Genomic DNA, 21,551 nt, shown 5'->3' with positions numbered 1-21,551 from the left:
CTCAGGAGCCGCACCGTGGGGTCCATTCCGATGCAACGGAAGAACCATTTCCGTGCCTCCGCCACGGACCCGGACCTCCCCGGGCCGCCGGCGGTGGTGCGCACATCACTGCCCGGAAACCCGCTGGCGCCCGCCGCCGCGCGCAGGTTCGTGCGTGCGGCGCTCGCCGACTGGACCGAGCTCGGCGTGCCCGCCGCCGCGGGAATCACCGACCGGCTGGCCGACGACTCCGTGCTGCTCGTCAGCGAACTGGTGACCAACGCCGTCGTGCACGCGGGCACCGCCGTCGAGCTGATGTGCCGGCTCGACGAGGCGCTGCCCGAGGAGAGCACGGACGAGGCCCTCGTCATCGAGGTCTCCGACCACCACCCCTCCCGCTCCGTCCGCAGCGAGCCGGGCCCGCCACCGTCCTGCGGCACCCCGGAGTACGGCCGTGGCCTGCAACTCGTCGCGACCCTCTCCGAGTCGTGGGGCATCACCTACCGCACGGGCACCAAGACGGTCTGGGCCCGGCTGCCCTTCGAAGGCGTCCAGGCCGCCCAGGACACCGAGACGTACGCGCACGGCCAGGCGCTGCAACGCGGCCTGCGCGCCGCGGAGATCCTCGCGCCGCTGCCCAAGCGGACCTCGCACGACACGGAATGGGTCAACAGGGGCGCCCTCACCTTCCTCGCCGAGGCGTCCGACCTGCTGGCCGGACAGTTCGACGAGGACCTGGTCGCCGCCCTCGCCGGACAGCTGCTCGTGCCGCGCCTCGCCGACTGGTGCGCCGTGTGGCTGGAGGACGCCTCGGAAGCGTCCTCACGCGGCGGCATGGGAGCGCCGGGGGCGCGCCTCGCCCGCGTGTGGCACACCAGCGAGCACCGCATAGAGGAGCTGCGCCGCGTCCTGGAGAAGGAGCCGCCCCGGCTGCCCGAAGTCGCAGGATCGGGCGCCTTCCCCGTCCCCTGGCCCGGCGAGGCGCTGGCCGGCGGGGTGTCCGGGACGTCCGTCGGGGTCGTCGGGTCGAGCGGATCCGGCGCGGCACTGGCGTACCGGCTGACCGCGGGCGGGCGCGCGCTGGGCACGCTCGTCATCGGCCGGGCCGGTCTCGTCCGGTTCCCCGACGAGGTCACAGGGCTCGTCGAGGACTTCAGCCGCCGGGTCGCGCTGGCGATCAGCACCGCCCGCCGCTACCAGCGCCAGGCCAACATCAGCCAGGTCCTCCAGCGCGGGCTGCTCCCCAGCACGGTCGCGCAGATCCCCGGCGTGGAGAGCGGCCTCGTCTACGAGCCGCGGGACAAGGGCGGCCCCGGCGGCGACTTCTACGACGTGTTCCAGGCGGGCGAGGGCCGCTGGTGCTTCGCGCTCGGCGACGTCCAGGGCAAGGGGCCGGAGGCGGCCGTCGTCATCGGCCTGGCCCGGCCCTGGCTGCGGCTCCTCGCCCGCGAGGGGTACCAGGTCGCGGAGGTCATGGACCGCCTCAACCAGCTGCTCCTCGACGACGCGACCGAGGCGGCGGACGCGGCGGCCGCCGTCGTCGCGGTCGCCGGCGGCCAGGGCGTGCCGCCCGACGGCCCCACCTCCCGCTTCCTCTCCCTCCTGTACGGCGAGCTCGTCCCGTACGAAGGGGGCGTGCGCTGCACCATCGCGTGCGCCGGGCATCCGCTGCCGCTCCTCCTCTCCCCGGAGGGGGAGGTGCGGGAGGCGGCCACCCCGCAGGTGCTGCTGGGTGTCGTCGACGACGAGACCTACACCAGCGAGACCTTCGAGCTGCGCACCGGCGAGACGCTGCTGTGCGTCACGGACGGCGTGACCGAGCGCCGCGCGGGACGCCACCAGTTCGACGACGGCGACGGACTCGCGAAGGCGCTGGCCGGCTGCGCGGGGCTCGACGCGGCGCTCGTGGCGGAGCGGATCCGACGACTCGTGCACGAGTTCTCCGAGCGGCCGCCGGATGATGATCTGGCGTTGCTGGTGTTGCGGGCGGGGTGAGGGGTGGGCGGTGTGAGGGGCGGGTGGGGTGAGGGGTGGGTGGCTGGGGTGAGCAGGGTGAGCAGGGTGAGTGCCAGGGTGCGGGACACTGGTAGGTATGCCTTCCGCACTGCCCGATGGTGAGCCCATGCCCGAGGACGGGGCGCTGCCCGCGTCCGCCCTGGACGGCGCGGCCTCCCGCCCGCTCGGCTTCTACCTGCACGTCCCGTACTGCGCCACGCGCTGCGGCTACTGCGACTTCAACACGTACACCGCCACCGAGCTGCGCGGCTCCGGTGGCGTGCTCGCCTCCCGGGACAACTACGCGGACACCCTCGCCGACGAGGTACGGCTCGCCAGGAAGGTCCTCGGGGACGACCCGCGGCCCGTACGGACCGTATTCGTCGGAGGCGGTACGCCGACACTGCTCGCCGCCGGGGATCTCGTGCGGATGCTGGGCGCCGTGCGGGACGAGTTCGGGCTCGCGGACGACGCCGAGATCACGACCGAGGCCAATCCGGAGTCCGTCGACGCGGCGTATCTGAGCGAGCTGCGGGAGGGCGGGTTCAACCGGGTCTCCTTCGGCATGCAGAGCGCCAAGCAGCACGTCCTGAAGGTGCTCGACCGTACGCATACGCCCGGGCGGCCCGAGGCGTGCGTCGCCGAGGCGCGGGCGGCGGGGTTCGACCACGTGAACCTGGACCTGATCTACGGCACGCCGGGCGAGACCGACGACGACTGGCGGGCCACCCTCGACGCGGCGATCGGCGCCGGGCCCGACCACGTCAGCGCCTACGCGCTGATCGTCGAGGAGGGCACGCAGCTCGCGCGGCGGATCCGGCGCGGGGAGGTGCCGATGACCGACGACGACGTGCACGCGGACCGGTACCTCATCGCCGACGAGGTGCTGGGAAGTGCGGGCTTCGACTGGTACGAGGTGTCCAACTGGGCCACGTCCGAGGCCGGGCGGTGCCTCCACAACGAGCTGTACTGGCGGGGCGCCGACTGGTGGGGCGCCGGGCCCGGCGCGCACAGCCACGTGGGGGGCGTGCGGTGGTGGAACGTCAAGCATCCCGGGGCGTATGCGGGGGCGCTGGCGGGGGGTGGGTCGCCCGGGGCCGGGCGGGAGGTGCTCTCTGCCGAGGATCGGCGGGTGGAGCGGATTCTGTTGGAGCTGAGGTTGCGGGAGGGGTGTCCGTTGTCGCTGCTGCGGTCGGCCGGGCTCGCGGCGTCCGCGCGTGCACGGGACGAAGGGCTGCTCGAGGTCGCCCCCTATGAGGAGGGGCGGGCTGTGCTTACTCTTCGGGGGCGGTTGTTGGCTGATGCGGTGGTGCGGGACCTGGTGGATTAGGGCTGGGGTCTGCGCCTGTTCTTCGGTTGTGGGGCGGGGGCGCGGGGGTATGTGCGTACTCGCTATCCCTGCGTCGCGCCTCAAGTCCAAAGGCGCCAGAGTGTGCTCGGTGCTCCGTTCGCACATACCCCCACACCCCCTCGGGCGCGTGTGCGCCTGCGCCCCGGTGGGGCGACTCGCTCCTACTCCCACTGGGCGTCGCGGGGCGAACGGGCGGGTGGGTGGGATGCGTCCGCCGCGAAGCGGCGGGCTCGGTGCTCCTACCCCGATGGGCGGCGCGGGGGCGCTCAGGGGAGTGTGACGAAGTCGATCAGTTCTTCTACTCGGCCCAGGAGCGGGGGCTCCAGGTCCTTGTAGGAGTGGACCGAGTTCAGGATGCGCTGCCAGGCCGCCCCCGTGTTCTCGGGCCAGCCGAGCGCCCGGCAGACGCCCGTCTTCCAGTCCTGGCCGCGGGGGACGCGGGGCCAGCCGGGGATGCCGACCGAGGAGGGCTTCACCGCCTCCCAGACGTCGATGTAGGGGTGGCCGACGACGAGGGCGTGCGCGCTGGTGACCTCCGCCGCGATGCGGGACTCCTTGGAGCCGGGGACCAGGTGGTCCACGAGGACGCCCAGGCGCGCGTCGGGACCGGGGGCGAACTCGGCGACGATCGAGGGGAGGTCGTCGATGCCCTCCAGGTACTCGACGACGACGCCCTCGATGCGGAGGTCGTCACCCCAGACACGCTCGACCAGTTCGGCGTCGTGCCGGCCCTCTACGTAGATGCGTCCCGCCCGGGCGACCCGGGCCCGCGCCCCGGGGACGGCCACCGAACCGGAGGCGGTGCGGGAGGGACGTACGGGAGCAGAGGCCTGGGTGGGGCGGACCAGGGTCACCGGGCGGCCTTCCAGGAGGAAGCCGCGGGGTTCCATCGGGAACACGCGGTGCTTGCCGAAGCGGTCCTCCAGCGTCACCGTCGGACCCTGCGCCGTCTTCTCGCAGCGGATCACCGCCCCGCAGAACCCGGTGCTCAGCTCCTCGACCACGAGGCCGGCGTCCGCCGCCACCTCGGGTACGGGCTTCGGCTTCTTCCACGGGGGCGTGAGGTCGGCGGAGTACTGGCGCATTCTGCTGACGATAGGAAGAGCGGCGCCCGTTGGGGTTACGACACGCCGTGGCGGGCTGCCAGTGTGGCGCGTTGGGCGTGGACAAATGCCGCATTGACCGTCGCGCCGTGGCCGGGGACGTACAGCGCGTCCTCGCCGCCCAGCTCCAGGAGGCGGTCCAGCGCGGCCGGCCAGCGGGCCGGTACCGCGTCCGGGCCCGCCTGCGGTTCGCCCGACTCCTCGACGAGGTCGCCGCAGAACACGATCTCCGGGCCGCCGTCGGTGCCGGGCACGAGGACCGCGAGGTCGTGGCCCGAGTGGCCGGGGCCGATGTTGGCGAGCAGCACCTGGACGCCGCCCAGGTCGAGCGTCCACTCCCCGCACACCAGGTGGTGCGGGTGGACCAGGAGGTCGGCCGCCTCCGCCGCCGCGTCCGGGTCCAGGCCGTGGCGTACCGCGTCCGCACGCAGCTCTTCGCGGCCCTTGGCGAAGACCGTGTCGATGCCCACCGCCCCGTACACCTCCACACCGGAGAAGGCGGCCGCCCCGAAGACGTGGTCGAAGTGGGGGTGGGTGAGTGCGAGGTGGGTCACTCTGCGGCCGCCGCCGAGGATGCGCTGGGCCCGGGTCCGCAGGGCCGCGCCCTCGGCCAGGCTCGAACCGGAGTCGACCATGAGGGCCGCGTCGTCCCCGACGACGAGCCCCGCCGTGCAGTCCCAGACGGGCAGACGGCACCGCCCCACGCGCGGCGCGAGCCGCTCCCAGCCCACCGCTTCCCATGCCGGCGTCACGTTCATACGGTGACGCTATCCGCACGCGCGGTGTTCGGCAGCCGCTGTCTTGCCCGGCCCGTACCCGACGGCCGTACACTGACCCTTTGAAAGGCTGGCACTCGCCCGCGGTGAGTGCCAGTCGGGGCTCACGGAGACAGCTGGAGGTGTGCGCGATGCTCAATGAACGCAGGCTCGAAGTGCTGCGCGCCATCGTCCATGACTATGTGGGGACGGAGGAGCCCGTCGGCTCCAAGGCGCTCACCGAGCGGCACCGTCTGGGGGTCTCCCCGGCCACCGTCCGCAACGACATGGCGGCGCTGGAGGAGGAAGGGTTCATCGCCCAGCCGCACACCAGCGCGGGGCGCATCCCGACCGACAAGGGTTACCGCCTCTTCGTCGACAAGCTCGCCGGCGTCAAGCCGATGACCGCTCCCGAGCGGCGGGCCATCCAGAACTTCCTCGACGGTGCCGTGGACCTCGACGATGTCGTGGGGCGTACGGTGCGGCTGCTCGCGCAGCTGACCCGGCAGGTCGCCGTCGTGCAGTACCCGTCGCTCACCAGGTCGACGGTGCGGCACGTGGAGCTGCTCTCGCTGGCTCCGGCCCGGCTCATGCTCGTACTGATCACCGACACGGGACGCGTCGAGCAGCGCATGATCGACTGCCCGGCGCCGTTCGGCGAGAGCGCGCTCGCGGATCTGCGGGCCCGGCTGAACAGCCGGGTCGCGGGGCGGCGGTTCGCGGATGTGCCACAGTTGGTGCAGGACCTGCCCGAGGCCTTCGAGACCGAGGACCGCGGCACCGTCGCGACCGTCCTCTCCACCCTCCTCGAAACGCTCGTGGAGGAGACCGAAGAACGGCTGATGATCGGCGGCACCGCCAATCTCACCCGATTCGGACATGACTTTCCCCTCACCATCCGGCCCGTTCTCGAAGCCCTCGAGGAGCAGGTCGTGCTCCTCAAGTTGCTTGGTGAGGTGCAGGATTCGGGCATGGCCGTACGGATCGGTCACGAGAACGCCCATGAGGGGCTCAGCTCCACGTCCGTGGTCTCGGTCGGCTACGGTTCGGGAAGCGAGGCAGTCGCCAAGCTCGGCGTGGTCGGACCGACCCGCATGGACTATCCGGGAACGATGGGAGCAGTACGCGCAGTGGCACGTTACGTCGGACAGATCCTGGCGGAGTCGTAAGTGGCCACGGACTACTACGCCGTACTCGGCGTGCGCCGCGACGCTTCCCAGGACGAGATCAAGAAGGCCTTCCGGAGGCTGGCTCGTGAGCTTCACCCGGATGTGAATCCGGACCCGAAGACTCAGGAGCGCTTCAAGGAGATCAACGCCGCGTACGAGGTGTTGTCGGACCCGCAGAAGAAGCAGGTCTACGACCTCGGCGGAGACCCGCTCTCCCAGGCGGGCGGCGGCGGAGGCGCGGGCGGCTTCGGCGCCGGTGGCTTCGGCAACTTCTCCGACATCATGGACGCGTTCTTCGGGACGGCGTCGCAGCGCGGCCCCCGGTCGCGCACGCGCCGCGGCCAGGACGCCATGATCCGGCTCGAGATCGACCTCGAAGAGGCCGCCTTCGGGACCACCAAGGACATCCAGGTCGACACCGCTGTGGTGTGTACGACCTGTAGTGGTGAAGGTGCCGCGCCGGGGACGTCGGCGCAGACGTGTGACATGTGCCGCGGTCGCGGTGAGGTGTCCCAGGTCACGCGGTCCTTCCTCGGGCAGGTCATGACCTCGCGGCCGTGCCCGCAGTGTCAGGGCTTCGGCACCGTCGTGCCGACGCCGTGCCCGGAGTGCGCCGGTGACGGCCGCATCCGGTCGCGCCGGACGCTGACCGTGAAGATTCCCGCCGGTGTCGACAACGGAACCCGGATCCAGCTCGCGGGCGAGGGCGAGGTCGGGCCCGGCGGCGGTCCCGCCGGTGACCTCTACGTCGAGATCCACGAGCTGCCGCACGCCGTCTTCCAGCGGCGCGGCGACGACCTGCACTGCACGGTGACGATCCCGATGACGGCGGCGTCGCTCGGCACGAAGGTGCCGCTGGAGACGCTGGACGGCCTCGAGGAGATCGACATCCGGCCCGGCACGCAGTCGGGGCAGTCCGTCCCGCTGCACGGGCGCGGCATCACGCACCTGCGCGGCGGCGGGCGCGGCGACCTCATCGTCCACGTCGAGGTCCTCACGCCGACGAAGCTCGACCCCGAGCAGGAGCGGCTGCTGCGGGAGCTGGCCCAGCTGCGCGGGGAGGAGCGGCCCACGGGGCAGTTTCAGCCGGGGCAGCAGGGGTTGTTCTCCCGCCTCAAGGATGCGTTCAACGGGCGGTAGCGCCTGGAGCGGTGCGCGTTGTTCGTCGTCTGCGGGTCGTGGGGGCTGGTCGCGCAGTTCCCCGCGCCCCTAAAAACAACCGTCCCGCGCCCCTTCAGGGGCGCGGGGAACTGCGCGAGCAACCCGAGACGGCCGGTAGCCGCCGGCGGGGCGCCGTGGGCAGACGGGGGCGCGTACGCCGGGTGCGGGGTGCGATTCGGTGCGGCTCAGAGAGCGTGGCACGATGCGTGCATGTCCTCCGTGCTGACCGATCTCCGTCGCTGTCCGATCGTGCAGGCCCCCATGGCGGGCGGCGCCTCGGGGCCGCAGCTGGCCGCGGCCGTCGCCGAGGCGGGCGGGCTCGGGTTCCTCGCCGCCGGGTACAAGACGGCCGACGGGATGTACCAGGAGATCAAACAGCTGCGGGGGCTGACCTCGCGGCCCTTCGGCGTCAACCTCTTCATGCCGCAGCCCGACACCGCGGACGCCGCGGCCGTCGAGGTCTACCGCAGCCAGCTCGCCGGCGAGGCCACCTGGTACGAGACGGAGCTCGGCGACCCGGACAGCGGGCGTGACGACGGGTACGACGCCAAGCTCGCGATCCTCCTCGACGACCCGGTGCCGGTCGTCTCCTTCACCTTCGGCTGCCCCACCCGCGACGTCCTGGACGCCTTCGCGCGCGTCGGCACCGTGACCGTCGTCACCGTCACCACGGCGGAGGAGGCCCAGGCCGCCCAGTGGGCCGGCGCCGACGCCGTGTGCGTGCAGGGCGTCGAGGCGGGAGGACACCAGGGCACGCACAAGGACAACCCCGAGACGGACGGCTGCGGGATCGGGCTGCTCTCCCTCATCACCCAGGTCCGCGAGACCGTGCAGATCCCGATCGTCGCGGCCGGCGGCCTGATGCGCGGCGCGCAGATCGCCGCGGTGCTCGCGGCGGGCGCGGACGCGGCGCAGCTCGGCACGGCGTTCCTCGTCACCCCCGAGTCGGGCGCCAACCCCCTGCACAAGCAGGCCATGACCAACCCGCTGTTCGTACGGACGGAGCTGACCCGGGCGTTCTCCGGGCGGCCCGCCCGCGGCCTCGTCAACCGCTTCATGCGCGAGCACGGGCCGTACGCCCCCGCCGCCTACCCCCAGGTCCACCACCTCACCAGCGGTCTGCGCAAGGCCGCGGCGAAGGCCGGTGACGCGCAGGCCATGGCGCTCTGGGCCGGGCAGGGCCACCGGCTCGCCCGGGAGCTGCCCGCCGGGCAGCTCGTGGAGGTCCTGGCCGCCGAACTCGCCGAGGCCAAGGCCTCGTTGACGTCGGAGGGCGCCGCGTGACCGCCCCCGTGTTCGTCGTCGATGACTTCACCGCGGGCGCCGACGGACGGTACGTACTGGACGGGCCCGAAGGACGGCACGCCGTCTCCGTGAAGCGGCTGCACGCCGGTGAGGACGTCGTCCTGACCGACGGCGCCGGACGGTGGGCGCAGTGCGTGGTCCTCGACACCGAGGGCAAGGACCGGCTCGTCGTGACGTTGGGGGCCGTGGCCGAGGAGCCCGCGGAGTCGCCGCGGATCACCGTCGTACAGGCGCTGCCCAAGGGCGACCGCGGTGAACTCGCCGTCGAGACCATGACGGAGACCGGCGTCGACGCCGTCGTGCCGTGGACCGCCGCGCGCTGCATCACGCAGTGGAAGGGCGACCGCGGCCTCAAGGCCCTCGCCAAGTGGCGGGCCACCGCGCGCGAGGCGGGCAAGCAGTCGCGGCGGGTCCGCTTCCCCGAGATCGCCGACGCCGCGTCGACCAAGCAGGTCGCGGCGCTCCTCGCGGACGCCGACTTCGCGGCCGTCCTCCACGAGGAGGGCAGCGAGCCGCTGGCCACCGCGGAGCTCCCGGCGGCCGGGCACATCGTGCTGGTGGTCGGGCCCGAGGGCGGCGTCTCCCCGGCCGAGCTGACGGCGTTCGCCGAGGCGGGCGCGCGGCCGTACCGGCTGGGGCGCAGCGTGCTGCGCACGTCGACCGCCGGGACCGCGGCGACGGCGCTGCTGCTGGGGCGCACGGGGCGCTGGTCCTGACCGCGGCTGGACAGATGGCCGCAAGCGGTCTACCGCACCGGCGTGCGCGGTGGCACTCTGCCGCCTATGGGGGCATTGAGACGGTTACGTGATCGAGTGCTGGGCAAGCGGAAGCGGCGTCCGACGATTCTGTACGCCGTCGGGCTCGCCGGTGCCGCCGCGCTGGGGGTCACCGCGTGCGACCCCGTGGACGGAGAGCTGAACACCTCCGCGGTCGCGCTCACCACCGACGAGATGGGCACCAAGGAGCTGGAGCGGCAGAAGGCCGACGTGGCGTGGCTCAGCTGCACCGCCGGCTTCGACGACAGGGTCACCCCGCGCGGCAGGTCCGCGTCGGCGGACGCGGTGGTCAACGTGGACTGCCAGGGCGAGACCGACGACGGCAAGGACATCACCATCAAGGGCAAGGTGCGCTCCGTCGTCGACGGCGGCTGCGTACGCGGCGACCTCACCGCCGAGGTCGACGGCAAGCAGTGGTTCCGCGTCGACGTGCTGGGCAACTGCGAGGCGGGCGACGGCGAAGGGGATGGGGATGGGGGCGGTCAGCCTTCCGAGCAGCCCTCCGACCAACCCTCCGATCCGCCCGACTCCCACCAGCCGCCGCCCTCCCACGACCCGCCCGACCCCGCGCCCACCACCACCGTCACCGTGACCGTCACCCCGGACCCGCCGCCCCGTCCGACCTGCAACTGCGTCCCCGGCAAGTGATCCATACCCCTGTCGGCCCGCCGGGAGGCTGCCTAGGCTGGTCGGTGTGACAGAGGCAGCGCAGTCCGCGTATCTCCGGTTCCCGCACATCCACGGCGAGTTGATCACCTGCACGGCTGAGGACGACGTCTGGGTCGCGCCCCTCGACGGGGGCCGCGCCTGGCGGGTCAGCGCCGACAACATGCCCGTGAACCACCCCCGGATCTCTCCGGACGGCACGACCGTCGCCTGGACCTCCACCCGCGACGGGGCCCCCGAGGTGCACATCGCGCCCCTCGACGGCGGGCCGTCCAAGCGCCTTACGTACTGGGGGAGCGGGAAGACCTCCGTGCGCGGCTGGACCCCCGACGGGCGGGTCCTCGCGGTCAGCGCGGCCGGGCAGGCCTCGCTGCGGCGCAGCTGGGCGCGGGCCGTGCCGCTCGACGGCGGGCCTGCGGCCACCCTGCCGTACGGCATCGTCGGCGACGTCGCGCACGGCCCCGACGGGCAGGTCCTGCTGCTCTCCGCCCCGATGGGCCGCGAGGCCGCCTGGTGGAAGCGGTACCGGGGCGGTACGGCGGGCAAGCTGTGGATCCGGCGGCCCGCCGAGGGCAGCGACGCGGACAGCGGTGACAGCGGTGACCCCTTCGTACGCGTACACGAAGAGCTCGACGGGAACATCGAGTACCCGCTCTGGGTCGGCGACCGCATCGCCTTCCTCTCCGACCACGAAGGTGTGGGGGCGCTCTACTCCTCGCTGCCCGACGGCTCCGACCTGCGCCGCCACACCCCGCTCGAAGGCGGCTTCTACGCACGGCACGCCGCCACCGACGGCGCCCGCGTCATCTACATGTCCGCCGGCGAACTCTGGGTCCTGGACGACCTGTCGGACGCCGAGCCGCGCCGCGTCGGCCTCCGTCTCGGCGGGCAGCGCACCGACCTGCAGCCGCACCCCGTCTCCGCCGCCCGCTGGTTCGGGGCCGCCGCGCCCGACCACACCGGACGCGGCAGCGCCGTCTCCGTGCGCGGCTCCGTGCACTGGGTCACGCACCGCGAGGGCCCCGCCCGCGCGCTCGCCGCCGAGCACGGGGTGCGCGCCAGGCTGCCCCGCACCTTCCGCGTCCAGGGCGAGGAGCACGTGGTGTGGGTGACGGACGCGGAGGGCGACGAGGCGCTCGAATTCGCGCCGGCCACCGGCCCCGCCCCCGGCACCACCCCGCGCAGGCTCGCCGCCGGACAGCTCGGCCGGGTCCTCGGGCTCGCCATGGCGCCGGACGGCTCCCGGGCCGCCGTCGCCTCGCACGACGGCCGGGTGCTGCTCGTCGAGCGGGAGAGCGGCGAGGTCCGCGAGGTCGACCGCAGCGAGGACGGCGAGGTCACCGGGCTCGTCTTCTCGCCCGACTCGTCCTGGCTCGCCTGGTCGCACCCCGGCCCGAGCCCGCTGCGGCAGCTGAAGCTCGCCAACACCGCGGACCTGTCGGTCGCCGAGGCGACCCCGCTGCGCTTCCGCGACTACGCGCCCGCGTTCACCCTCGACGGCAAGCACCTCGCGTTCCTCTCCGCGCGCGCCTTCGACCCGGTCTACGACGAGCACGTCTTCGACCTCGCCTTCGTCGGCGGCTCCCGCCCGCACCTGCTCACGCTCGCCGCGACCACGCCGTCCCCCTTCGGGCCGCAGCGGCACGGCAGGCCCTTCGAGGCGCAGGACGGCACCGAGACACCCGACAGCGAGGGCGCCCCCGTCACCCGCATCGACTTCGACGGGCTCGCCGACCGCATCGTGCCGTTCCCCGTCGAGGCCGCCCGCTACACCACGCTGCGGGCCGCCAAGGACGGCCTGCTCTGGCTGCGCCACCCGGTGCGCGGCGTGCTCGGCGCCTCCCGCGCCACCCCGCGGGACCCGGACCCCAAGACGGAGCTGGAGCGGTACGACCTCGCACAGCACCGCGTCGAGGAACTGGCCGCGGACGCCGACCACTTCGCGGTCACCGGTGACGGCAAGCGGGTCCTGCTGTGGACCGACGGCAAGCTGAAGGTGGTGCCCAGCGACCGCCGTGCCTCCGGCGACGAGGACAGCGACTCGAACATCACCGTCGACCTGTCCCGGGTCCGCCACACCGTCGACCCGGCCGCCGAGTGGCGCCAGATGTACGAGGAGACGGGCCGCCTCATGCGGGACAACTTCTGGCGGCCCGACATGGGCGGCGTCGACTGGGACGCCGTACTGGACCGCTACCGCCCCGTCCTCGCCCGCCTCGCCACCCACGACGACCTCGTCGACCTGCTGTGGGAGGTCCACGGCGAGCTCGGCACCTCCCACGCGTACGTCGTCCCGGGCGGCTCGGGCGGCACGCCCCGGCAGGGGCTCCTCGGCGCCGACCTCTCGCGCGGCGAGGACGGCCTGTGGCGCATCGACCGGATCCTGCCGTCCGAGACCTCCGACCCGGCCGCCCGCTCCCCGCTCGCCGCGCCCGGCGTCGCGGCCCGCCCCGGTGACGCGCTCATCGAGATCAACGGCCGGCCCGTCGACCCGGTCGCGGGCCCCGGACCGCTGCTCGTCGGCACCGCGGGCAAGCCGGTCGAGCTGACCGTCTCGCCGTCCGGCGGCGGCGACCCGCGGCACGCCGTGGTGATCCCCGTCGACGACGAGGAGCCGCTGCGCTACCACGCCTGGGTCACCGACCGGCGGGCGTACGTCCACGAGCGCTCGGGCGGCCGGCTCGGCTACCTCCACGTGCCCGACATGCAGGCGCCCGGCTGGGCGCAGATCCACCGTGACCTGCGCGTCGAGGTCACCCGTGAGGGCCTGGTCGTGGACGTGCGGGAGAACCGCGGCGGGCACACCTCGCAGCTCGTCGTGGAGAAGCTGGCGCGCCGGGTCGTCGGCTGGGACCTGCCCCGCGGGTCCCGCCCGTTCAGCTACCCCATGGACGCGCCGCGCGGCCCCGTCGTCGCCGTCGCCAACGAGTTCTCCGGCTCGGACGGGGACATCGTCAACGCCGCGATCAGGGCGCTCGGCATCGGCCCCGTGGTGGGCACGCGCACGTGGGGCGGCGTCGTCGGCATCGACAGCCGCTACCACCTGGTCGACGGGACGCTGGTGACACAGCCGAAGTACGCGTTCTGGCTGGAGGGCCACGAGTGGGGCGTCGAGAACCACGGCGTCGACCCGGACGTGGAGGTCGTCACCGCCCCGGACGACCATGTCGCGGGCCGCGACCCGCAGTTGGACGAGGCGGTCCGCATCGCGCTGGCCGCGCTGGCGGAGAACCCGGCGAAGACCCCGCCGCCGCTGCCCGGCGGGGAATGACCTTGCCCCGGTCCCCGGGCAGGTGGCCGATAGCATGCCGAACGTACTGATCATTCCGTTCCAGGAGGCGGCCCATGGCGGGCGAAGCGCAAGACGACTGCTTGTTCTGCAAGATCGTCGCGGGTGAGGTGCCCGCGACCGTCGTCCGGGAGACCGAGACGACCGTGGCCTTCCGCGACATCAACCCGCAGGCGCCCACCCACGTCCTGGTGATCCCCAAGGCGCACTACCCGGACGCCGCCTCGCTCGCCGCAGCCGAGCCGCAGATGGCCGCGGACGTCCTGCGCGAGGCGGGCGAGGTCGCCGCGCAGGAGAAGGCGGAGAGCTACCGCATCGTCTTCAACACCGGGGCGGGCGCGGGCCAGACCGTCTTCCACACGCACGCGCACGTCCTGGGCGGCCGAGGCCTCCAGTGGCCTCCCGGATAACGGGGGCCCCGCTCCTTGTCCGTACGTGAACTGGTGGTGCTCGGCACCGCCAGCCAAGTTCCCACCCGGCACCGCAACCACAACGGCTACGTCCTGCTCTGGGACGGCCAGGGCATCATGTTCGACCCCGGCGAGGGCACGCAGCGGCAAATGCTGCGCGCCGGGGTCGCCGCCCACGACCTGCACCGGATCTGCGTCACGCACTTCCACGGCGACCACTCCCTCGGCCTCGCCGGGGTCATCCAGCGCATCAACCTCGACCGGGTCCCGCATCCCGTCACCGCCCACTACCCGGCGTCGGGGCAGCGCTTCTTCGACCGCCTGCGGTACGCGACGGCCTACCGCGAGACGGTGCAGCTCGGCGAGGAGCCGGTCGCCGCCGACGGGCCGCTGGCCGTCACCCCCTCGTACACCCTCGACGCGATCAAGCTCTCCCACCCCGTCGAGTCGTACGGCTACCGCCTCACCGAGCCCGACGGGCGCCGGATGCTGCCCGCGCTGCTCGCCGAGCGCGGCATCAAGGGGCCCGACGTCGGGCGGCTGCAGAAGGAGGGCAGCCTCGGCGGTGTGACCCTCGACGAGGTCAGCGAGGTGCGGCGCGGGCAGCGGTTCGCCTTCGTGATGGACACCCGCCTCTGCGACGGCGTGCACGCGCTCGCGGAGGGCTGCGACATGCTCGTCATCGAGTCGACGTTCCTCGACGAGGACGAGATGCTGGCCACCGACCACGGCCATCTGACCGCGGGGCAGGCGGCGCGGGTGGCGGTCGAGGCGGGCGTGCGCCACCTCGTCCTGACCCACTTCAGCCAGCGCTACCCCGACCCGAACGTCTATGAACAGCAGGCCCGCGCCGCCGGGTACGAAGGCGAACTCACCATCGCCCGCGACCTGCTGCGCGTACCCCTCCCCAAACGAACCTGAACCACCCCCGAACTGAGCGAGACCGCACCATGCCGATCCCCAAGGCCGAACTCCACCTCCACATCGAAGGCACCCTCGAACCCGAGCTCGCCTTCGCCCTCGCCGCGCGCAACGGCGTCGAACTGCCCTACGCCGACACCGAAGAGCTCCGCAAGGCCTACCTCTTCGACGACCTCCAGTCGTTCCTGGACCTCTACTACAGCCTCATGGCCGTCCTGCGCACCGAGGCCGACTTCGAGGAGCTCGCGGACGCCTACCTCGCCCGCGCCGCCGAACAGGGCGTCCGGCACGCGGAGATCTTCTTCGACCCGCAGGCGCACACGGCGCGCGGCGTCCCCATCGGCACCGTCATCGAAGGCCTGTCCCGCGCCCTGGACCGCAGCGAGGAGCGGCACGGCGTCTCCACGCGGCTCATCATGTGCTTCCTGCGCGACCAGCCCGCCGACTCCGCCCTCGAGACCCTGACGGCCGCCGAGCCCCACCTCGACCGGATCATCGGCATCGGCCTCGACTCGGCCGAGGTCGGCCACCCGCCGGCCAAGTTCAAGGAGGTGTACGAGGCCGCCGCCGCCCGCGGACTGCGGCTCGTCGCCCACGCGGGCGAGGAGGGCCCGCCCGCGTACATCACGGAGGCCCTCGACGTGCTGCGCGTCGAGCGCGTCGACCACGGGCTGCGCTGCATGGAGGACCCGCAGCTCGTGGAGCGCCTGGTCCGCGACCGCGTGCCGCTCACGCTCTGCCCGCTCTCCAACGTCCGGCTGCGCGCCATCGACGTCCTGGAGGACCACCCGCTGCCGCGGATGCTGGACGCCGGGCTGATGTGCACGGTCAACTCCGACGACCCCGCCTACTTCGGCGGGTACGTCGACGACACCTTCCACGCCGTGCGCGAGGCGCTCGGACTCGACCAGGAGCGGTTGCGCACGCTCGCGCGGAACTCCTTCGAGGCGGCCTTCCTGGACCGCGACGCGGCGGACGAGGCGCTGCGCGCGCGGTACCTCGCCGAGGTCGAGGCTTATTCGTTCGACTGACCGCCGGCGCCGGGCTACGGTCATCGGCATGGACTCCATCGCGCAGATCTACGGCTGACACGGCCCTTCCGGCCCTCCGCCCGCCCCCTGAGGGGCCGAGGCGGAGGGCCGCCGTGTCCCCGTCCGATCCGCAGTTCTCCGTACGCGAAGGAATCCCATGTCACCCCGACGACTCTCCCGTCGCCCTGCCCACATCGCCATGATCGGCGTCCCGATGGTCAGCCACGTGCTGCCGGGCCTGGAGATCATCCGTGAGCTGGTGGCCCGCGGCCACCGCGTGACGTACGCCAACGACCCGGCCGCCGCGGGCCTCATCGAGCCCACCGGCGCCGAGCTTGTCGCCTACGAGTCGACGCTCCCGCACCGCGACAACATCTGGCCCGACGACCCGATCGAGGCGAGCTCGCTCTTCCTCGACGACGCGATGGCGGTGCTCCCGCAGCTCCACGCGGCGTACGACGACGACCCCGCCGACCTGTACCTGTACGACATAGGCGCGTACGTCGCCCGTGCGCTCGCCGAGGCGCAGGGGCGGCCGCTCGTGCAGCTGTCGCCGACCTTCGTGGCCTGGGGCAGCTACCAGGAGGAGGTCGGCGCCCACCTCGCCCGGCTCCCCGGCGCCGACGTCCTGGAGGCCCGCTTCAAGGAGTGGCTCGCCGGGTGCGGGGCCACCACGCTGGACGTCGCCGAGTTCTCCGGAGTGCCGCCGCGGGGCATCGCCACGATCCCGCGCGCCATGCAGCCGCACGCCGACACCGTCGACCCCGGGCGGATCGACTTCGTCGGGCCCTGCCTCGGCGACCGCGCCGAGCGGGAGAGCTGGACGCGGCCCGCGGGCGCGGAGAAGGTGCTCCTGGTCTCGCTCGGCTCGGCGTACACCGTGCAGCCGGAGTTCTACCGGCAGTGCGTGGCCGCGTTCGGGGACCTGCCGGGGTGGCATGTCGTCCTCCAGATCGGCAAGCACGTGGACCCCGCGGAGCTGGGCGGTGACGTTCCCGGCAACGTCGAAGTCCGTTCCTGGGTACCGCAGTTGGCCGTCCTGGAGCAGGCCGACGCGTTCGTCACCCATGCGGGGATGGGGAGCAGCGGGGAAGGGCTCCACTGCGGGGTGCCGATGATCGCTGTTCCGCAGGGGGCGGAGCAGCCGATGAACGCGGACCGGCTCGTGGAGATCGGTGTCGCGCGGCGCCTGGACACGTCGGAGGCGACCGCTGGAGCGCTGCGAGCCGCGCTGCTGGAGCTGACCTCCGACCCCGAAGTCGCGCGCAGGTGCGCGGAGTTGCGGGAAGAGGTCCGCGCCGAGGGGGGTGCCGCGCGGGCGGCCGACCTGATCGAGGCGGATCTCTAGCGCTCCGCTGGTAGGCGGCGGATCTGATGCTGCGGGTCCGTCGTGGCTGGTCGCGCCCGCGCGGCGGAGCCGCATATGTCACTGCCTCGCGCCCCTTTCGCAGTTCCCCGAGCCCCTTGTCGGGGCTCGGGGAACTGCCCCATTGACGGCCGCTGTTCCCATATCTAGTCTCCGTTCTCATGTATGGACACCGTTCCGGCAGTCTCGTCATCACGGACGTCCGCCTCACTCCCGTCCTCGTCGCCGACCCGCCGCTGCTCAACACTCAGGGCGTGCACCAGCCCTACACGCCCCGCCTGATCATCGAGGTGGTCACCACGGGCGGAGTGACCGGCATAGGGGAGACCTACGGGGATGCGAAGTATCTGGAGATCGCGCGGCCGTTCGCCGGGCGGCTCGTCGGGCGGGACGTGTCCGATCTGAACGGGCTGTTCACACTCGCGGACGACGTGGCCGTCGGCGCCGCCCGCGTCGACGGCTCCGTGGACGTCGGCGGGCTGCGCGGCGTGCAGACCGCCGACAAGCTGCGGCTCTCCGTCGTCTCCGGGTTCGAGGTGGCGTGCCTGGACGCGCTCGGCAAGACGCTCGGGCTTCCCGTGCACGCGCTGCTCGGCGGCAAGGTGCGCGACGCCGTCGAGTACAGCGCGTACCTCTTCTACAAGTGGGCCGAGCACCCGGCGGGGATCGCGAGCGAGCGGGACGAGGGATGGGGCGCCGCGCTCGACCCGGCCGGGATCGTCGCCCAGGCCCGCCTCTTCACCGAGCGGTACGGCTTCTCCTCCTTCAAGCTCAAGGGCGGTGTCTTCCCGCCGGACGAGGAGGCCGCCGCGATCCGCGCGCTGGCCGAGGCGTTCCCCGGCCGCCCGCTCCGGCTCGACCCGAACGGGGCGTGGTCCGTGGAGACCGCGCTCAAGGTGGCGGCCGAACTCGGAGACGTACTCGAATACCTGGAGGACCCCGCGCTCGGCACGCCCGCCATGGCGGAGGTCGCCGCGCGCACACCGGTGCCGCTCGCCACGAACATGTGCGTGACGACCTTCGAGGAGATACCGGAGGCCTTCGCGAAGAAGGCCGTGCAAGTGGTCCTCTCCGACCACCACTACTGGGGCGGGCTGCGGCGGACCCGTGAACTGGCCGCCGTCTGCCGGACCTTCGGCGTCAGCGTGTCCATGCACTCCAACACGCACCTCGGCATCAGCCTCGCCGCGATGACGCACGTGGCGGCGACCGTGCCCGGCCTCGACCACGCCTGCGACTCGCACTACCCGTGGCAGGCCGAGGACGTGCTCACCTCGCGGCTGCGGTTCACCGGCGGGAAGGTCGCCGTCACCGACACCCCCGGCCTCGGCGTCGAGCTCGACCGGGACAGGCTCGCCGCCCTGCACGCGCGCTGGCTCGACGACGGCTTCCGGGAGATGCGGGAACGGGACGACGCGGCGGCGATGCGGGTGGCCGACCCGGCGTGGACGACCCCGGCCGTGCCGCGCTGGTAGCCCTCCGTCCGTTACGTTGCCTGCATGGTCGTACCCGTAGAGCCCACCGTCGACCCGCTGAAGGCGGCCCGCAGAGCCGGGGATCCGGACTGCGACGTCTACCTCACCGGCACGGTCTTCCTCGACATCATCTTCACCGGCCTCGACTCCGCGCCCGTGCGCGGCACCGAGTCCTGGGCGCGCGGCATGGGGTCGAGCCCCGGCGGCGTCGCCAACATGGCGACCGCGCTCGCCCGGCTCGGCCTGCACACCTCACTGGCCGCCGCCTTCGGGGACGACCACTACGGGGAGTACTGCTGGGACGCCCTCGAACAGGGCGAGGGCATCGACCTCACCACGTCACGCACCGTGCCCGGCTGGCACTCGCCGGTGACGGTCTCCATGGCGTACGAGGGCGAACGCACCATGGTGAGCCACGGCCACGAGCCACCCCCGGACGCCGACGCCCCCGACGGAGGCGCCCCGTCCTGCCCGCCCCGCGCGCGTGCCGCCGTCGCCTCCCTCACCCCCGGCACCCACGCCCCCTGGATCGCCCAGGCCGCCCGCAGCGGCACCCGCATCTTCGCCGACGTCGGCTGGGACGACACCGGGCGCTGGGACCTCGCGGGCCTTCCCGACCTGGAGCACTGTGAGGCGTTCCTGCCGAACGCGGAAGAGGCGATGCGGTACACCCGCACGTCGTGCCCCCGCGCCGCGGCCCGGGCACTCACCAAGTACGTGCCGCTCGCGGTGGTGACGCTGGGCGCGGAGGGCGCGTACGCGGTGGACGGGCGGACCGGCGAGACGGCGGAGGTCCCCGCCATCGAGGTCGAGGCGCTCGACCCCACCGGGGCGGGGGACGTCTTCGTCGCCGGTTTCGTCACCGGCACACTCGCGGACTGGCCCCTCGCCGACCGGCTCGCCTTCGCGGGCCTGACGGCAGCGCTCTCCGTCCAGGAGTTCGGCGGCTCCCTCTCCGCGCCGGGCTGGGCGGAGGTCGGCGCGTGGTGGAGCCGGGTCCGCGAGCTGGACGGCCAGGACCCGGTGGCGCTGCGCCGGTACGCGTTCCTGGAGGGCCTGCTGCCGGCGGCGACGCGCCCGTGGCCCCTGCGGCGGGCGGTGCCGACGATCGGGTTCAGGTCGGCGTAGCAGGGGTCACGGAGAGAGGTGTGGCGGACGGGGGAAAAGGCCTACGGCCTTGGGCGTGGCGCGTCGTACTCTTGGCAGTGCAAGGCTGTCGAGCGGCCACCGAGCCCCGCATGAGGAGGATGAGCAGGCCTTCAGAGCCGGCCCATGACTCAGACACCCACGACTCACACCGATGCCCAGGGCCAGTCCCGAGCGCACTTCACCGTTCCGGCGAGCCATCCGATGGTGACCGTCCTCGGTTCCGGCGACGCCCTGCTGCGGGTGATCGAGAAGGCCTTCCCGGCGGCCGACATCCACGTCCGGGGCAACGAGATCAGCGCCGTGGGCGCGGCCCCCGAAGTCGCCCTCATCCAGCGTTTGTTCGACCAGATGATGCTGGTGCTCCGCACCGGTCAGCCGATGACGGAGGACGCAGTGGAACGCTCGATCGCCATGCTGAGGGCGGACGAGAACGGCGACGGCGCGGAGGAGACCCCCGCCGAGGTCCTCACGCAGAACATCCTCTCGTCCCGCGGCCGCACCATCCGCCCCAAGACGCTGAACCAGAAGCGGTACGTCGACGCGATCGACAAGCACACCATCGTCTTCGGCATCGGCCCGGCCGGTACGGGCAAGACGTACCTCGCCATGGCCAAGGCCGTGCAGGCGCTCCAGTCCAAGCAGGTCAACCGCATCATCCTGACCCGCCCCGCGGTCGAGGCGGGCGAGCGGCTCGGCTTCCTGCCCGGCACCCTGTACGAGAAGATCGACCCGTACCTGCGCCCCCTCTACGACGCCCTGCACGACATGCTCGACCCGGATTCCATTCCGCGGCTGATGGCAGCGGGGACCATCGAGGTGGCGCCGCTGGCGTACATGCGTGGGCGCACGTTGAATGACGCGTTCATCATCCTCGACGAGGCGCAGAACACCAGCGCCGAGCAGATGAAGATGTTCCTCACCCGCCTCGGCTTCGACTCGAAGATCGTCATCACCGGTGACATCACCCAGGTCGACCTGCCGGGCGGCACCAAGAGCGGGCTGCGCGAGGTGCAGCAGATCCTCGACGGGGTGGAGGACATCCACTTCTCGCGGCTCACGTCCCACGACGTGGTCCGGCACAAGCTGGTCGGCCGTATCGTCGACGCGTACGAGCAGCACGACAGCCGAAACGGGAAGTAGACCAGCACCACCATGTCGATCGACGTCAACAACGAGTCCGGAACCGAGGTCGACGAGCAGGCGATCCTCGACATCGCCCGCTATGCCCTCGCGCGGATGCGCATCCACCCGCTCTCCGAGCTCTCGGTGATCGTCGTGGACGCCGACGCCATGGAGCAGCTGCACATGCAGTGGATGGACCTGCCGGGGCCGACGGACGTCATGTCCTTCCCGATGGACGAGCTGCGGCCGCCCATGAAGGACGACGGCGAGCTCCCGCAGGGCCTCCTCGGCGACATCGTGCTCTGCCCCGAGGTCGCCACGCAGCAGGGCAAGGACGCCCCGACGCAGCACTCCATGGACGAGGAGCTCCAGCTCCTCACCGTCCACGGGGTGCTTCACCTGCTCGGGTACGACCACGAGGAGCCCGACGAGAAGGCCGAGATGTTCGGTCTGCAGGCCGCGATCGTCGACGGCTGGCGTGCCGAGAAGGGCCTCACCGGCCCGTCTCCGGCGCCCACCGTCTCGTAG

General features: G+C 72.7%; 18 protein-coding genes. 16 read left to right on the top strand and 2 right to left on the bottom strand.

Annotated features, from left to right (window positions below; genetic code table 11):
- Positions 1–15 precede the first annotated feature (15 nt).
- Positions 16–1,974 (top strand): SpoIIE family protein phosphatase, encoded by a 1,959-nt coding sequence (locus ACI2L3_RS01980; protein ID WP_404750349.1) that lies wholly within the window; start codon positions 16–18, stop codon positions 1,972–1,974.
- Positions 1,975–2,071: 97 nt separating this feature from the next.
- Complete coding sequence (hemW, locus tag ACI2L3_RS01975; protein ID WP_404750348.1) at positions 2,072–3,304, top strand: radical SAM family heme chaperone HemW; 1,233 nt, start codon at positions 2,072–2,074, stop codon at positions 3,302–3,304.
- Between the two features lie 287 nt (positions 3,305–3,591).
- On the opposite strand, the gene ACI2L3_RS01970 is transcribed toward hemW, so the two are convergent.
- Together ACI2L3_RS01970 and ACI2L3_RS01965 are read right to left on the bottom strand one after the other, a co-directional pair.
- Positions 3,592–4,410, bottom strand: a complete 819-nt coding sequence (locus tag ACI2L3_RS01970; RefSeq protein ID WP_404750347.1) for a DUF3097 domain-containing protein — start codon at positions 4,408–4,410, stop codon at positions 3,592–3,594.
- 35 nt (positions 4,411–4,445) lie between these two features.
- Complete coding sequence (locus tag ACI2L3_RS01965) at positions 4,446–5,180, bottom strand: MBL fold metallo-hydrolase (RefSeq protein ID WP_404750690.1); 735 nt, start codon at positions 5,178–5,180, stop codon at positions 4,446–4,448.
- A 155-nt stretch (positions 5,181–5,335) separates the two neighbouring features.
- Between ACI2L3_RS01965 and hrcA the strand changes: the two genes are divergently transcribed.
- From hrcA to ybeY, 14 genes are all read left to right on the top strand, one after another.
- Positions 5,336–6,352 (top strand): heat-inducible transcriptional repressor HrcA, encoded by a 1,017-nt coding sequence (gene hrcA, locus ACI2L3_RS01960; protein WP_362995715.1) that lies wholly within the window; start codon positions 5,336–5,338, stop codon positions 6,350–6,352.
- Positions 6,353–7,492, top strand: a complete 1,140-nt coding sequence (gene dnaJ, locus ACI2L3_RS01955) for a molecular chaperone DnaJ (protein ID WP_362995713.1) — start codon at positions 6,353–6,355, stop codon at positions 7,490–7,492.
- A gap of 231 nt (positions 7,493–7,723) precedes the next feature.
- Complete coding sequence (locus ACI2L3_RS01950) at positions 7,724–8,797, top strand: nitronate monooxygenase (RefSeq protein ID WP_404750346.1); 1,074 nt, start codon at positions 7,724–7,726, stop codon at positions 8,795–8,797.
- Positions 8,794–9,534 (top strand): 16S rRNA (uracil(1498)-N(3))-methyltransferase, encoded by a 741-nt coding sequence (locus ACI2L3_RS01945; RefSeq protein WP_404750345.1) that lies wholly within the window; start codon positions 8,794–8,796, stop codon positions 9,532–9,534. Before ACI2L3_RS01950 ends, ACI2L3_RS01945 begins: the two co-directional genes overlap by 4 nt.
- A 96-nt stretch (positions 9,535–9,630) precedes the next feature.
- Positions 9,631–10,242 carry a hypothetical protein gene (locus tag ACI2L3_RS01940; RefSeq protein WP_404750344.1) on the top strand — a complete coding sequence of 204 codons (612 nt, stop codon included), beginning with the start codon at positions 9,631–9,633 and terminating at the stop codon, positions 10,240–10,242.
- A 46-nt stretch (positions 10,243–10,288) separates the two neighbouring features.
- The gene (locus ACI2L3_RS01935; protein WP_404750343.1) at positions 10,289–13,531 is read left to right on the top strand and encodes a S41 family peptidase; all 3,243 of its coding nucleotides are present in this window, start codon (positions 10,289–10,291) and stop codon (positions 13,529–13,531) included.
- A 74-nt stretch (positions 13,532–13,605) separates the two neighbouring features.
- Entirely contained in the window at positions 13,606–13,959 is a 354-nt protein-coding gene (locus tag ACI2L3_RS01930) for a histidine triad nucleotide-binding protein (protein WP_404750342.1), read from the top strand.
- Positions 13,960–13,974: 15 nt separating this feature from the next.
- Positions 13,975–14,880 (top strand): ribonuclease Z, encoded by a 906-nt coding sequence (locus tag ACI2L3_RS01925; protein ID WP_404750341.1) that lies wholly within the window; start codon positions 13,975–13,977, stop codon positions 14,878–14,880.
- 29 nt (positions 14,881–14,909) lie between these two features.
- Positions 14,910–15,911: an adenosine deaminase gene (locus tag ACI2L3_RS01920; protein ID WP_404750340.1), complete on the top strand. Its 1,002-nt coding sequence runs from the start codon at positions 14,910–14,912 to the stop codon at positions 15,909–15,911.
- Between the two features lie 157 nt (positions 15,912–16,068).
- Positions 16,069–17,259, top strand: coding sequence for a macrolide family glycosyltransferase (locus ACI2L3_RS01915; protein ID WP_404750339.1), 1,191 nt, complete (start codon positions 16,069–16,071; stop codon positions 17,257–17,259).
- A 179-nt stretch (positions 17,260–17,438) separates the two neighbouring features.
- On the top strand, positions 17,439–18,752 hold the full coding sequence (locus ACI2L3_RS01910) for a glucarate dehydratase family protein (protein WP_404750338.1): 1,314 nt from the start codon (positions 17,439–17,441) through the stop codon (positions 18,750–18,752).
- Between the two features lie 24 nt (positions 18,753–18,776).
- Positions 18,777–19,880, top strand: coding sequence for a carbohydrate kinase family protein (locus ACI2L3_RS01905; RefSeq protein WP_404750337.1), 1,104 nt, complete (start codon positions 18,777–18,779; stop codon positions 19,878–19,880).
- Positions 19,881–20,024: 144 nt separating this feature from the next.
- The gene (locus tag ACI2L3_RS01900; protein WP_404750336.1) at positions 20,025–21,041 is read left to right on the top strand and encodes a PhoH family protein; all 1,017 of its coding nucleotides are present in this window, start codon (positions 20,025–20,027) and stop codon (positions 21,039–21,041) included.
- 12 nt (positions 21,042–21,053) lie between these two features.
- On the top strand, positions 21,054–21,551 hold the full coding sequence (ybeY, locus tag ACI2L3_RS01895) for an rRNA maturation RNase YbeY (protein WP_362995691.1): 498 nt from the start codon (positions 21,054–21,056) through the stop codon (positions 21,549–21,551).

Source organism: Streptomyces sp. NPDC029674 (assembly GCF_044903205.1).
GTDB lineage: Bacteria > Actinomycetota > Actinomycetes > Streptomycetales > Streptomycetaceae > Streptomyces.
The sequence above is the reverse complement of the archived record's forward strand: the minus strand, read 5'-3'. Positions and strand labels throughout refer to the sequence as shown.

Coding starts and splice junctions, on each gene's coding strand:
- ACI2L3_RS01915 (WP_404750339.1), top strand. CDS start 16,069: ATGTCACCCCGACGACTCTCCCGTCGCCCTGCCCACATCGCCATGATC.
- ACI2L3_RS01920 (WP_404750340.1), top strand. CDS start 14,910: ATGCCGATCCCCAAGGCCGAACTCCACCTCCACATCGAAGGCACCCTC.
- ACI2L3_RS01910 (WP_404750338.1), top strand. CDS start 17,439: ATGTATGGACACCGTTCCGGCAGTCTCGTCATCACGGACGTCCGCCTC.
- hemW (WP_404750348.1), top strand. CDS start 2,072: ATGCCTTCCGCACTGCCCGATGGTGAGCCCATGCCCGAGGACGGGGCG.
- ACI2L3_RS01970 (WP_404750347.1), bottom strand. CDS start 4,410: ATGCGCCAGTACTCCGCCGACCTCACGCCCCCGTGGAAGAAGCCGAAG.
- hrcA (WP_362995715.1), top strand. CDS start 5,336: ATGCTCAATGAACGCAGGCTCGAAGTGCTGCGCGCCATCGTCCATGAC.
- ACI2L3_RS01900 (WP_404750336.1), top strand. CDS start 20,025: ATGACTCAGACACCCACGACTCACACCGATGCCCAGGGCCAGTCCCGA.
- ybeY (WP_362995691.1), top strand. CDS start 21,054: ATGTCGATCGACGTCAACAACGAGTCCGGAACCGAGGTCGACGAGCAG.
- ACI2L3_RS01950 (WP_404750346.1), top strand. CDS start 7,724: ATGTCCTCCGTGCTGACCGATCTCCGTCGCTGTCCGATCGTGCAGGCC.
- ACI2L3_RS01930 (WP_404750342.1), top strand. CDS start 13,606: ATGGCGGGCGAAGCGCAAGACGACTGCTTGTTCTGCAAGATCGTCGCG.
- ACI2L3_RS01905 (WP_404750337.1), top strand. CDS start 18,777: ATGGTCGTACCCGTAGAGCCCACCGTCGACCCGCTGAAGGCGGCCCGC.